At 55.1% G+C, this 12,683-nt stretch carries 12 protein-coding genes and 1 pseudogene; 9 read left to right on the forward strand and 4 right to left on the reverse strand.

The features are described 5' to 3' along the window. Positions 1 to 8 precede the first annotated feature (8 nt). Positions 9 to 977, reverse strand: coding sequence for an ABC transporter permease subunit (locus MKY58_RS07030; protein WP_339323998.1), 969 nt, complete (start codon positions 975 to 977; stop codon positions 9 to 11). Between the two features lie 217 nt (positions 978 to 1,194). Here MKY58_RS07030 and MKY58_RS07035 point away from each other — a divergent pair, with 217 nt between their 5' ends. The 3 genes from MKY58_RS07035 to MKY58_RS07045 all read left to right on the forward strand — a co-directional run bounded on the left by MKY58_RS07035 (position 1,195) and on the right by MKY58_RS07045 (position 2,911). Beyond that, positions 1,195 to 1,803 carry a pentapeptide repeat-containing protein gene (locus tag MKY58_RS07035; protein ID WP_339323999.1) on the forward strand — a complete coding sequence of 203 codons (609 nt, stop codon included), beginning with the start codon at positions 1,195 to 1,197 and terminating at the stop codon, positions 1,801 to 1,803. A gap of 159 nt (positions 1,804 to 1,962) precedes the next feature. Beyond that, the gene (gene tatC / locus MKY58_RS07040; protein ID WP_339324000.1) at positions 1,963 to 2,718 is read left to right on the forward strand and encodes a twin-arginine translocase subunit TatC; all 756 of its coding nucleotides are present in this window, start codon (positions 1,963 to 1,965) and stop codon (positions 2,716 to 2,718) included. Then, positions 2,711 to 2,911, forward strand: a complete 201-nt coding sequence (locus tag MKY58_RS07045; RefSeq protein WP_339324001.1) for a twin-arginine translocase TatA/TatE family subunit — start codon at positions 2,711 to 2,713, stop codon at positions 2,909 to 2,911. The genes tatC and MKY58_RS07045 overlap by 8 nt, the downstream gene beginning before the upstream one ends. Positions 2,912 to 2,978: 67 nt before the next feature. On the opposite strand, the gene MKY58_RS07050 is transcribed toward MKY58_RS07045, so the two are convergent. Continuing rightward, a complete protein-coding gene (locus tag MKY58_RS07050) occupies positions 2,979 to 3,740 on the reverse strand; it encodes a hypothetical protein (protein WP_339324002.1) in 762 nt (253 codons plus the stop codon). A 149-nt stretch (positions 3,741 to 3,889) separates the two neighbouring features. On the opposite strand from MKY58_RS07050, the gene MKY58_RS07055 reads away from it, so the two are divergent. The 4 genes from MKY58_RS07055 (at position 3,890) to MKY58_RS07070 (ending at position 8,656) form a co-directional block, all read left to right on the forward strand. Next, positions 3,890 to 4,690 (forward strand): gluconate 2-dehydrogenase subunit 3 family protein, encoded by an 801-nt coding sequence (locus tag MKY58_RS07055; RefSeq protein WP_339324003.1) that lies wholly within the window; start codon positions 3,890 to 3,892, stop codon positions 4,688 to 4,690. A 25-nt stretch (positions 4,691 to 4,715) separates the two neighbouring features. Continuing rightward, positions 4,716 to 6,431, forward strand: coding sequence for a GMC family oxidoreductase (locus MKY58_RS07060; protein WP_339324004.1), 1,716 nt, complete (start codon positions 4,716 to 4,718; stop codon positions 6,429 to 6,431). Positions 6,432 to 6,643: 212 nt separating this feature from the next. Then, complete coding sequence (locus MKY58_RS07065) at positions 6,644 to 7,711, forward strand: lactonase family protein (protein ID WP_339324005.1); 1,068 nt, start codon at positions 6,644 to 6,646, stop codon at positions 7,709 to 7,711. 312 nt (positions 7,712 to 8,023) lie between these two features. Beyond that, the gene (locus tag MKY58_RS07070; protein WP_339324006.1) at positions 8,024 to 8,656 is read left to right on the forward strand and encodes a ring-cleaving dioxygenase; all 633 of its coding nucleotides are present in this window, start codon (positions 8,024 to 8,026) and stop codon (positions 8,654 to 8,656) included. A 101-nt stretch (positions 8,657 to 8,757) separates the two neighbouring features. Here the strand turns inward: MKY58_RS07070 and MKY58_RS07075 are convergent. Together MKY58_RS07075 and MKY58_RS07080 are read right to left on the reverse strand one after the other, a co-directional pair. Next, positions 8,758 to 8,922, reverse strand: a pseudogene (locus MKY58_RS07075) (anthranilate phosphoribosyltransferase); the annotation flags it as partial. Then, positions 8,922 to 9,545, reverse strand: a complete 624-nt coding sequence (locus MKY58_RS07080) for an ANTAR domain-containing protein (protein WP_339324007.1) — start codon at positions 9,543 to 9,545, stop codon at positions 8,922 to 8,924. The pseudogene MKY58_RS07075 and the gene MKY58_RS07080, both read right to left, overlap by 1 nt. Before the next feature lie 327 nt (positions 9,546 to 9,872). On the opposite strand from MKY58_RS07080, the gene nirB reads away from it, so the two are divergent. Beyond that, positions 9,873 to 12,305, forward strand: a complete 2,433-nt coding sequence (gene nirB / locus MKY58_RS07085) for a nitrite reductase large subunit NirB (RefSeq protein WP_339324008.1) — start codon at positions 9,873 to 9,875, stop codon at positions 12,303 to 12,305. A gap of 13 nt (positions 12,306 to 12,318) precedes the next feature. Next, on the forward strand, positions 12,319 to 12,675 hold the full coding sequence (nirD, locus tag MKY58_RS07090) for a nitrite reductase small subunit NirD (protein ID WP_212947309.1): 357 nt from the start codon (positions 12,319 to 12,321) through the stop codon (positions 12,673 to 12,675). Positions 12,676 to 12,683: the final 8 nt, after the last annotated feature.

Genomic DNA, 12,683 nt, shown 5'->3' on the forward strand with positions numbered 1-12,683 from the left:
CCTTTTCGTTAAAATAGGGACGTACCGTTGATTCTCTTGGATGCCGAATTGGCGATGAGAAGCAGTACCAAAGCAATCAACGATTTGATCAGACCGACGGCCGTCGAATAGGAGAAACGGTTGTTGACGAGGCCCGTCTGGTAGACGTAGATGTCGATCACGTTGCTGGCGCTTTCGTTCAGCGAGTTGCGGAGCACCAAAATTTGATCGAAATTCGAGTTCAAAATGCCGCTGACCGCCAAAATGAGCAGAATGGTGATCGTGCTTCGGATCCCGGGCAGCGTCACATGCCACATCCGCTGAAACCGCCCGGCTCCGTCGATCGTTGCGGCCTCGTGAAGATCGGGCGACACGCCGGCGATCGCCGCGAGATAGATGATGGCCGACCATCCGAGCTCCTTCCAAAGGTCCGAGGCGACGACGATTCCCCAGAAATATTTCGGTTCGGCCAGGTAGCTGATCGGTTCGTCGATGATATGCAGCGCCATCAGGATATGGTTGATGACGCCGACATCCGACAGCCAGGTGGCCAAGATGCCCCCGAGGATGACCCAGGACAGAAAATGGGGCAGGTACGATATCGTCTGCACCGCCTTTTTCAGCCGGATCGACCGCAGCTCGTTCAGGAACAGCGCGAACAAAATCGGCAGCGGAAAGCCGACGATCAGCTTGATCAGGCTGATGCCGAGCGTGTTCCAGATGACGCGCGGCAGGTCTTCGTCCTCGAAAAACGCTTTGAAATGCTCCAGCCCGACCCAAGGGGCTTCCGAAATCGGACGCGTAATGACGTATTGCTTGAATGCGATGATGATTCCGTACATCGGTATGTAGTTGAAAATAATCATCCAGGCGACGCCGAGCAGCGCCATCACCTGCAAATATTTCTGGCTTAGAAGCTTCTTCAGCAGCAGGTTCCGTCTCCCCGCCGGGGCGGCGATTCCGGTCTGCGCCGTTTTTGCGCCGAGTTTGGCACGCATGGCATCCGACCTCCTGTAAGTGCTTTCATTGTTGCATCTCCTATTGTAGAAGGGGAGGAAGGAAAGAAACAGGTCCAAAATTTCGTTTTTAGGGGTGCGTTTTTCGGGTCTTGCATAAAAATTCGGCCATGTACGTCCTTGTTGAAGGAACGTATGTTTGTTACGCTCTAGGAAAAGCCAAACGGCGGCAAGCAAAACCGAAGGAGTGAATACGGTCATGTTTCAGTACATAGAGCAAACCTATGCAAACAAGGATTTCAGCCAGGCGGATTTAAAAAGCGGGGAGCTGAAGGGCTGCGTTTTCACGCGCTGCCTTTTCCGCGGCACGGAAATGAACGAAATTTGGACCACCGGCTGCCGGTTCATCGAATGCGATTTTGGCGGGGCGACGCTGAATGCGTCCTTGCATACGAGGTCGGCGTTTACGAATTGCCGGTTTGCGGGAGCGAATCTGTTTGTCTCGAAGTGGGAGGACTGCAAAATGACGGGCAGCGACTTCGCTGGCGCTTATTTGGACGGCATTACGATTCAGGGCGGAGAGTGGTCCTATACGAACCTGCGGCAGGCAAACTTGTCGAAGCAGGCGCTAAAGGGCATCCGTTTGATTGAAGCGGACCTTACCGAATGCAACCTGCAGAAGGCGGATTTGCGGGAAGCCGACCTTTCGGGCGCCAAGCTGTTCAAAGCGGTTTTGAAAGGAGCCGATTTGCGCGGGGCCAAAATGGACCGGATCGATTACCGGTCGTTTGATTTGACGGGCGTGCGCATCGATCTGGAGCAAGCGGTCCAGGTAGCCCGGTCCTACGGGGCCAAGGTGGAAGAATAACAGAAAAGAAGCATCCGTGCGCTTTTAGTTTGCGCGGATGCTTTTTTGTCGACCTGTTTCGCTATAATTCTACAAATTCTGGATACAATATACATATCGCTGGGCGCCATCTGCGGTACGGCTTGCCCGGCAGGGGCTACAAGAGGAGGCGGTTCATGGATGAACAGTGAAGAATGGGTCACCCACCTGACGGAGCTCCGAAAACGGCTGATCTGGGTGATGCTCTTTTTTATCGTAACGTTGGCAGCCGGCTTGTACGTGTCTCCCCGGGTGCTGATGTACATTAAAAACCGGCCGGCTGCCGCCGACATCGAGTGGAATGTGTTTTCTTTGACGGACGGCATGTTCATTTATATGAAATGCGGTTTCCTGGTGGCGGTGTTTTTTACCGTTCCGCTGGCGCTGTACCATATATGGGCATTCGTGCGTCCGGGTTTGACCAACGATGAGGCCAAAAAAACCTTTTGGTTCGTCCCGCTGGCTTTCGTCCTGTTTATGATCGGAATCGCCTTCAGCTTTTACGTCGCGTTTCCGATGATGGTTTCCTTCCTCTCGAAAATGAACCAAACGGTCGGAGCCATCGAAACGTACGGGATGGACCGGTATTTTTCCCTCATGTTCAGCCTCGTGTTTCCGCTTGCGCTTGCTTTTGAAATGCCGGCGGTCGTCCTGTTTCTGACACGTTTGGGCATTCTGGGCCCTTCGCAGCTGAAAAAGGCGCGGAAATACGTGTATCTGGCCCTGGCGGTCATCGGGTCGATGATTTCGCCGCCGGATTTCGTCTCGCATCTGTCCGTGACCATTCCGCTGATTTTGTTGTTCGAACTAAGCATTCTCGTCTCCAGGTGGTATTTGGACCGGAAGGAGACGGAGCATCCACTTCTAGATCCGAAAGGAGGAGCCAACCATGTTTAACAATATCGGACTGCCTGGGCTTTTGATCATTTTGATGATCGCCTTGGTCGTATTCGGCCCATCCAAGCTTCCCCAGCTCGGGCGGGCCGTGGGGGACACGCTGCGGGAATTCCGTTCCTCCACCAAAGGCGTCGTCGAGGAAATTACGAGCGATCCGGCCGCAGAGCCGGAAAAGCTTGCCGAAAAAAATTAGCGTGTTGACGAAAAAACACCTCCTTTTCGCGCGTGTTGCGCCCGAGGAGGTGTTTTTCGTTCAAGCTTTATTTGTTGTGGTCCACATGCGCGCTTTTTTTGATGACGGCTAGGTCTTTGTTCATTTTGGAGACCGGCGTGCCCGCCCGCATGGCGGTTTTCACGCGATGGATCGCCTGGATGGCTTTCGGGTCGTGTACCGTGTAGACCTTTACTTTTTTGCCGTATACGCCGGCCACTTCGGCACGGATGACGTTAAGATTGTGTTTCGTGTTGTCGCGTTGGCCGATGGTGTAGCCGTAGCCGCCTTTTTGGCTCATGTATCCTTTGCCGGACGACCCTTCGTTCGGGCTGAGCACTTTATGCGGCTGCGGTTCGGAGTTGCGGATATGGGTGTGGCCGTCCGGATCGCCGATATAGACCGAGTCTCCGAGGGTCAGCACGCTGATCCCGGTGATGCCGGCCGATTCCAGGCGGTCTTCGAGCGTTTTGGATTCCGGCGTATTATGCAGGCTGGACGTGCCGATGCGGCTGTAGACCCCCGAGCCCATTCCGCTGTAGGTCGTGCCGTTTTCGTTGGTTGTGCGCACCTTTTCGCCGTTGAACTTCGGAATCACTTTGATGCTGTTGAGATGCGGATGCCCTTCGGCATTCGTGCCGCCTCGAAGCCCGTCATTCGTCAACCGGTCCGACGCGTAGTTTTGGTTCGCGTTTGATTGAATCCGGACGGGGTTCGTCTGCGCATTTTGTTTGACGTTGCCGTTACAGCCGCTCAAAGCAACGGCGGCGCAAATGGCCGGAACGGCTAATTTGGCGATGGGTCCTTTCATGGATGATCCCTCCCTGGATATGTTGAACATATGAGTATGATTATCTTTCGGAGGATGTATTATTTGTGGGATATTTCGACAAAATAACAAAAAACTGATGCTGCCCCAAATTCATGGGCGTGCATCCACACAGTTGGAGGTTGACTTTTATGGCAAACGAAACTGAAGACAAAGAGTTGAAGGACCATAGAGAACCGGATCAGTCGCGCCGGAATTTCTTGAAAAATTCGGGTTATGCCGTCGGGGGCCTGATCGTCGGCGGCGTGGTCGGCAGCCTGCTGCGGACCCCGAAAAAAGCAACGACCAACAACAATGCCAATACCGGAAATGGAAACAAGGGCGGGGCTCCCGCGGCTGAACCCGTCAATTTCAACCAAGCGCTGATGTATTTCACGCAGGAACAATTCCTGATTACGGAAGCCGCCACGGAGCGCCTTTTTCCTGCGGACGATAACGGACCCGGAGCCAAAGAGCTTGGCGTCGCTTATTACATCGACCACCAGCTTGCAGGCGAATGGGGGAACAACGGCAGGGAATACATGCAGGGCCCCTTCTATAAAGGGGAAACGACGCAGGGCTACCAGGGCCGCCTGAAACGCCGGGAAATTTTCGATATCGGCCTTCAGGAAATCCAGAACTACAGCAATAAAAAATATCAGAAAAAATTCAAGGATCTGGCGCCGGAAGAGCAGGATGCCGTCCTTAAGGCTTTCGAAACCGACGAGGTGAAGCTGACGACCATTTCCGCAAGCGGATTTTTCAAGACGCTGTTCAGCGCAACGATGGAAGGCGTGTACGCCGACCCGCTCTACGGCGGCAACAACAACATGAACGGTTGGAAGCTGAAAAATTACCCCGGCAACCAAATGTCCTACGCGAAAATCATCGAGCAGGACCAATTTGCCAAAATGCCGCCGGTCAGCTTGAAAGAACATCTGCCACATTCCTAAAAACTAAACGAGAGGTGATTGATTCATGGCTACGAAACTGCCTAAAACGGATGTCGTCATCGTCGGCGTCGGCTGGGGCGGCGGCATCATTGCGTCGGAACTGACCAAGCAGGGGCTGTCCGTTGTCGGCCTTGAACGCGGCAAGGAAAGAAAAACCGAAGATTATTACATGGTTCACGACGAATTGCGTTACGCGTTGCGGTACGAGATGTTCCAGGATTTGTCCCGGGAGACGATCACGTTCCGCGGCAACGAAAAAATCCGGGCGCTGCCGATGCGCTCCTACGGTTCCTTTTTGCTTGGCGACGGGCTCGGAGGCTCCGGCGTCCACTGGAACGGGCAAACCTTCCGTTTCTTGCCGTACGATTTTGAAATCCGATCCAAAACGATCGAACGTTACGGGAAAAACAAAATTCCCGACGGGATGACGATCCAGGACTGGGGCATTACATATGAACAGCTGGAACCGTATTTCGACAAATTCGAAAAAATCGCGGGCATTTCCGGGGAAGATAACCCGAAAGGCGGCAAACGTTCCGACAAATATCCGACGGGTCCGATGAAAACGACGCCGGGAATGAAATTGTTCGCCGACTCCTGCAAAGGGTTGAACTACCATCCGTACCACATGCCTTCCGCAAACCTGTCGGACCAATACACGAACCCGGACGGCATCGCCCGCGCGGCCTGCCAGTATTGCGGCTTCTGCGAACGCTTCGGATGCGAATACGGCGCGAAAGCCGATCCGGTCGTGACGGTCATCCCGGTGGCGAAAAACACGGGAAAATTCGAGCTGCGCACGCATTCCAACGTCAGACGGGTGCTGCACAAAGGCGGCAAAGCGACCGGCGTGCTGTACATCGATACGACCACCGGGGAAGAATACGAACAGCCGGCCGACATCGTTGTTCTGACCAGTTACGTCTTCAACAACGTGCGCCTGCTGCTCATGTCCAACATCGGCAAGCCGTACGATCCGAAAACCGGAACGGGCGTCATCGGGAAAAACTACGCATACCAAGTGCTGAAAGGGGCCGCCGTCGGTTTTTACGAGGACAAGGAATTCAACCTTTTTGCGGGCGCGGGGGCGCTCGGCATGTGCATCGACGATTTCAACGGCGACAACTTCGATCATAAAGATTTGAATTTCATCCACGGGGCCAACATTTCCTACAGCCAAACCGGGGCGCGGCCGATCCAAAACAACGTGGTTCCGCCGGGAACGCCGACTTGGGGCAAGGATTTCAAGGCGGCGTCCATTAAATACGCGAACCGCCATCTCAACGTCGGCGCCCAAGGTTCCTGCATGCCGTTCCGCCATCACTACCTGGACCTGGACCCGACGTACAGGGACGAATTCGGCGATCCGCTCATGCGGATTACGTTCGACTTCGAAGATCAGGACCGGGAGCTGGTCAAATTCATGGGGGCCAAATGCGGCGAAATCCTGAAGGAAATGGGCGCGGACAAGGTCGTGGCCAACACGAAGCTGGCGCCGTACGAAATTACGACGTACCAATCGACGCACAACACCGGCGGCGTCATCATGGGAAGCAGTCCCGACACCTCCGCGGTCAACAATTACCTGCAGATGTGGGACGTCGACAACCTGTTTGTCATCGGCGCGTCCGCCTTCCCGCATAACAGCGGCTACAATCCTACGGGCACTGTGGGCGCGCTGGCGTACCGGGCCGCCGAAGGGATTATCAAATACCATAAAAAGCCGGGAAGTCTTGTATAACACCTTCAACAGCCGCCCCAGGGGATCATCCGGATCCGGGGCGGTTTTTGTGTGCAAGGAACGCCGTTTTGGGCCGAAAGAGCGCGCAATGGCCGATGTCAGGCAGCCCCCGCGGCTTGAAAATCTTTGCCGGAAACCGTCTGAAAATGATACAATGTTTTCATATTGGATTTGCAAAAGTCCTATAAAATGTTAGAGAAGAGGCGAACCAAATGGCAGACCAACAGCGCATGCTCGTATTCGTAGGTTCTTATGCCGAAGAATCTGCGGACGGCGTATATGTATATGCATTCGACGAAACGAGCGGAGATCTTACCCGGCTCGATCAGTTATCCGGCTTCAAAAACCCGACGTTCCTGAATGTGGACACACCCCGGCGGCGTTTGTACGCGATCAGCGAAACGGCCGCGGCGGACGGGTCGAAGCTGAGCGACGCGGTGTCGTTCGAGATCGACGCGGAAGCAGGCAAGCTGAAGGAAACCAGCCGCGCCAATGCTTTGAACGGACCGTCCTGCCACATCCAGCGCAGCGCGGATAACCGCTATTTGACCTTGGCTAGCTATCATAAAGGGTCGATCAGCCTGGTTGAATTGAAGGAAGACGGCACCGTCGGCCAAGTGCTCGACATGCGCAATCATGAAGGGGGCAAGCCGGAGCAAAAATCCCACGTCCACTCCTCCTTCTACAGCCCGGACCAGCGTTTCCTGTTCGTATGCGATTTGGGACTGGACACGATTTTTACATACCAAATCGACCGGGAGCAAGGGAAGCTTGTTCCGACGAGCGAAGCAAAAGTGAAGGAAGGCGCCGGTCCGCGTCACCTCGTGTTCCATCCGAACGGAAAATTCGCTTACGTCATCAACGAGCTGCAGTCGACGGTGACGGCATTCCGGTATAACGCGGATCAAGGAACGCTGACGGAAATCGAAACGGTATCGACGCTGCCGGAAGGCGTCAACGTCGAGAACGGCTGCGCGGAGATCACGATTTCGGAAGACGGACGTTACCTGTACGGCTCCAACCGCGGGCATGACAGCATCGTTGCGTACGCGGTGGACGCGGAAAACGGCAGATTGCAGGCGGTTCAGCATGCATCGGCCGAAGGCAAGCATCCGCGCCATTTTTCGATCGTTCCCGGCGGACGTTACGTGCTTGTCGCGAACCGGGATACGAACAACCTGGCCGTCTTCACGCGTGACGAAACCAGCGGGAAGCTGGCTTTCACGGGTAAATCCGTTGAAATTTCGAAGCCGGTATGCGTTTGGGCCGACCGGTTTTAACACGGGCTTAAGGTTTGATCAAAGGATTGAACTTTGCCGAAAACATCATATGATGTGCAAGAGCCCCGGGGATCCGGGGCTTTTTTATAATTTCAGAAAGTATAAGCTTCAGAGCCATGACTTCCGGACATCGCAAAAAAACTTCATCTTAACGCGGTCTGTCTACTGAGAAAGTACGTCGATAGACGTTTTTCTTATAAAGCAGGGGAAAGGACCGCCGCCCGTCTGCGTTTTATGCACCGTATTGAAAAAGGAAGGCCGATTCGATAAGATCTAGACAAAGAATCGCAGACGGATAAGGAGGTTATCGAAATGCGTTTTACGGACATCACGTTTAAGACCGCTGAAATGGGTGCGGTAAAACATTTTTACAAAGACGTTTTAGGAGTGCCGGTCATCGTACAAGGGAGCGGCTTCGTCACATTTGGCATCGGCGAAACGAAGCTGACCTTCGAGGAGACGGCGGAGGGGCGGCCGTTTTATCACTTTGCTTTCAACATCCCCGAAAATCAGTTCCGGGAGGCGAAGGCCTGGATTTCCGGAAAAGCGGTCCTGAACCGGGAAAACGGCGAAGACGAAACGTATTCGGTCGATTGGGACGCCCACTCGTTGTATTTTGAGGACCCTGCCGGCAATATCGTGGAACTGATCGCAAGGCACAGCCTGAACGACGCATCCGACCGGCCTTTTGGAGCGGAAAGTCTGCTTTGCGTCAGCGAAATCGGCATCGTCAAGGAGGACGTGCCGCCGTTCGTGGATGAGCTTGTCGGCCGGGGGTTTCCGAAGTATCGGGAAGGCAGCGACCAATTCGCCCCGGTCGGAGATGAGCACGGGCTGCTGATCGTCGCAAGAAAAGGCCGGCGCTGGTTTTTTGCCGAAAAAAATGCCGATATTTTTCCGATAAGGGCGCATGTCCAAGGGGTCGGGGCCATGGAATTTAGCTGATCAAGTGAAGGCCTATGCAGCGGGCTATTTGACGCCAAGCAGCAGATGCGAATATTCGCCGGCAAATTTATACGGCGGAGGGCTGATTTTTAACAAGCTCCATCCACGCTTTCTTCCTTGACCCGCTGGGCGATCAGGAAAGCGCCGATTTGCGCCGGGGTCGCCTTCATTTCTACAATGGCTTCGGCGGCCTGCAGCGCTTCTTCATAGGCTAAATCCCGGGCTCCCCTTTTGCCGCGGGCGACTTCCTTTAACCATCGATTCATCATTGGTTGATCCCTCCGGAGTCGGATGGGCGAAGCAAAGGGTGAAGACGGACGATGGAGGTTGCCACGTCGACCATTCGTTTCCGCTCGTTCATGGCCTGCTTCCGCAGCAGGTCATATGCTTCGGCCTCCGATATGTTTTTCAGCTCGCATAAAATGCCTTTCGCTTTGTCGATCCATTTCCGTTCCTCGATCCGTGCCAGAAGCTGCTGCTTTTCGCTTTTCCATTGCTGTCTTTCGCTAAAATGCCTGAAGCTCAGGAAAAGCGTCCAGTGCAGCTCATGCGCCTTCATGTCCGGGAACAGGATCCCGTCAATAACGACATCTTCCTTACATAAGTTGAGAGACTGGGCGGAAACGTCATCATTGCACCACCAGAGAATCGGCGTCGGCTTCCGCTGTTCCAGTCTGCAGCTCCACGACGGAATGTCGCCGATCGGCAAATGGAGCACCGTCCCGTCCGCCGCGGCGATTCCCTTCACGGCCTGTTCCAGGTTTTTCGCAAGGCAGACCTGATATCCGCAGGAGCGAAGCAAGGATTCCGGTCGATGCGTCCCGGTGGAATCGGATGCGCTTCGCTCCAAAGCAGCGGACGGTTGATGGATCACGAGCAACGAACGCATGTATGGCACGCTCCCTTCTGAATTGCTTAATGCACATATTGATGTTAATTTATATAACACAAAACCTTGTAGGTGTCGACGTTTTAATTATAAATGATGATTTTATGTTAAATATATTGACAGGAGACGCTGGCATACGGTATATTTTTGCTCAAGAACAAATGGGAAGGATACAATGGCGTATCCTGAATGCGGCAATGGAGCCTGCTTTCGTAACCCGGATCGTGAAAGTGCGTTTGCGCTTTTTACCCGGATAACGAAAAGCAGGCTTTTTATGGTTTTATGGGCCGCATGATCTGGCTTCCAATAGAGAAAGGAGCGGGATATATGGATAGGAAGAAGCTTGTGCTGGTTGGCAATGGCATGGCAGGCATCCGGACGATCGAGCATCTGCTGAAGCTTGCGCCCGAGGCCTATGAGATGACGATTTTCGGGTCCGAGCCTCATCCGAACTACAACCGCATCATGTTGTCGTCCGTTCTCGCCGGCGGGGCCGACATGAGCGAAGTCATCCTGAACGATTGGAGCTGGTACGAGGAACATCGGATCCGCCTGCACGCGGGGCACACGGTTACGCGGATCGATCCGCTGGCGCGGAAAGTGTATTCGGACAAAGGGGCAGCCGCCGATTACGACGTTTTGATTCTGGCGACGGGTTCCGATCCGTTCATGCTTCCGCTGCCGGGTGCGGACAAGGAAGGAGTGATCGGTTTCCGCGATATCCAAGACTGCGAAACGATGCTCGAAGCGTCGCGGAAATACAAAAAGGCAGCGGTGATCGGCGGAGGCCTGCTCGGGCTGGAAGCGGCCAGGGGCCTGCTTCACTTGGGGATGGACGTCACGGTCGTGCACATCCATCCTTATCTCATGGAACGCCAACTGGATGAAACGGCGTCAAAAATGCTGCAGAAGGAGCTGGAAGCGCAAGGAATGCAGTTTCTGTTCCGCAAGCATTCCGAGGAAATCGCAGGCCGGAAGAGGGCGAGGGAGCTTGTGTTTAGCGACCGTACCCGCCTGGAAGCCGATTTGATCGTCATGGCCGTCGGGATCAAGCCGAACGTGAAGCTTGCGCGCCAAGCCGGCATCGCCGTCAACCGCGGGATCGTGGTCAACGACCTGATGCAGACGAATATTCCGGGCATATACGCGGTCGGCGAATGCGCCGAACACCGGGGAATCACGTACGGGCTGGTCGCCCCGCTGTATGAACAGGGGGCCGTGCTGGCGAAACATTTGGCGAGCGCGGAGACGGAAGGTTATGCAGGTTCGGTCACGTCCACGAAATTGAAGGTGTCCGGCGTGAACGTCTTTTCCGCGGGACATTTTGCCGAAACGGAGGGCGCAAGATCGCTGCGCTACCAGGACGAAGTCGATCAAGTATACAAAAAAATCGTCATTTCCGGAGAGCGCCTGATCGGCGCGGTGCTTTTCGGCGATACCGCCGACGGCTCGAAGCTGTTTTCGCTGATGAAAAAAGGGGAGTCCGTCAAAGGCAGGGAGAAGGAGCTGCTGGGATTTTCGGCGCAAGGTTCGGGAGCCGAAACGATGGAGCAGCGCCTGGCGGCCATGGCGGACGATGAAATCATTTGCGGCTGCAACGGGGTGACCAAAGAATCGATCAAGGATGCCGTTTTGACGAAAAACTGCACGACCGTCGCCTCCGTCAAAGCCTGCACGAAAGCATCGGGCTCCTGCGGCGGCTGCAAACCGCTAGTTCAGGGTCTGGTTCACCTCTATGCGGGCGATGCGGCAGGGGAACCGGCCAAAGAAGGCATATGCGGCTGCACGACGCTGACCCGCGACGAAATCGTGGCCGAAATGTCGCGGATGAAGCTGCAATCGGTTCAGGAAACGATGCATGTGCTCGGCTGGAACAACCCGGAGGGATGCTCCAAATGCCGGCCGTCGCTCAATTATTATTTGGGCATGCTGTTTCCGGAATCGTACGCGGATGAAAAGGAATCCCGATTCACGAACGAACGGTACCACGCCAACATCCAGAAGGACGGCACCTATTCGGTCGTCCCGCGGATTTACGGCGGCGTGACGTCCCCGTCCGAGCTGAAAAAAATCGCCGAGGTGGCGGAAAAATACGATGTGCCGATGGTCAAAATTACGGGCGGGCAGCGGATCGACCTGCTGGGAGTCAAAAAAGAGGATCTTCCGAACATGTGGGCGGAACTCGACATGCCTTCGGGGTATGCGTACGGCAAAGCGCTCCGGACCGTCAAAACCTGCGTCGGCTCCACCTTCTGCCGTTTCGGTACGCAGGATTCCATCGGGATGGGGATCCGGCTTGAAAAAGAATTCGAACGCCTGAATACGCCGGCCAAAGTAAAACTTGCGGTGTCGGGATGTCCCCGCAACTGCGCGGAAGCGACGATCAAGGATTTTGGCGTCGTCGCCATCGACGGCGGATGGGAGCTGCATGTCGGCGGCAACGGCGGCGTGCATGTCCGGGCGACGGAACTGCTTTGCGTGGTCAAGACGGAAGACGAGGTCGTCGAATGGGCAGGCGCGTTTTTGCAATACTACCGGGAAAATGCCCAATGGAACGAGCGTACCTCGGTATGGATTGAGCGGGTTGGATTGGAGTCGGTCAAAAAGGCGCTGGAGGACAAGGAAGAACGGATAGCCCTCTTCGCGCGGGTGAAGCAGGCGCTCAGCAGGCTGAACGACCCGTGGAAGGAGATCGTGGCGGACGGCGCCCTGCGCAAAAACTTCGAGCCGCTTCCGGAAGCGGCATCGGCAAGAAACTAGGGGGGATCTGCTCATGGCCAAAATTCATATAGGCAACGTATCGGACATCGACCGCAAAGGGGCGCGGACCTTTCTGTTCGAAGGCACCGAAATCGCGCTGTTCCGTTTGGCGGACGGGAGCGTGCTGGCGGTGGAAAACAAATGTCCGCATAAAGGCGGCAAACTTTCCGAAGGGATGGTTTGCGGCCGCGCGGTCCATTGTCCGCTGCATGATTGGAAAATCGATCTTTCGAGCGGACGGGTATGCGAGCCGGATACCGGCAGCGTGGCCACGTACGCCGTGGAAGTGGATCCGATCAGCGGCGCGATGTATTTATGCGGACGGTCCGGACGCGGGGAAACCGCGCCTCCGGATCAGGCGGCGGGGTAAGGGCCCCT

The sequence above is a fragment of the Paenibacillus sp. FSL W8-0194 genome (assembly GCF_037969745.1).
GTDB classification, from domain to species: domain Bacteria; phylum Bacillota; class Bacilli; order Paenibacillales; family Paenibacillaceae; genus Paenibacillus_AQ; species Paenibacillus_AQ cookii.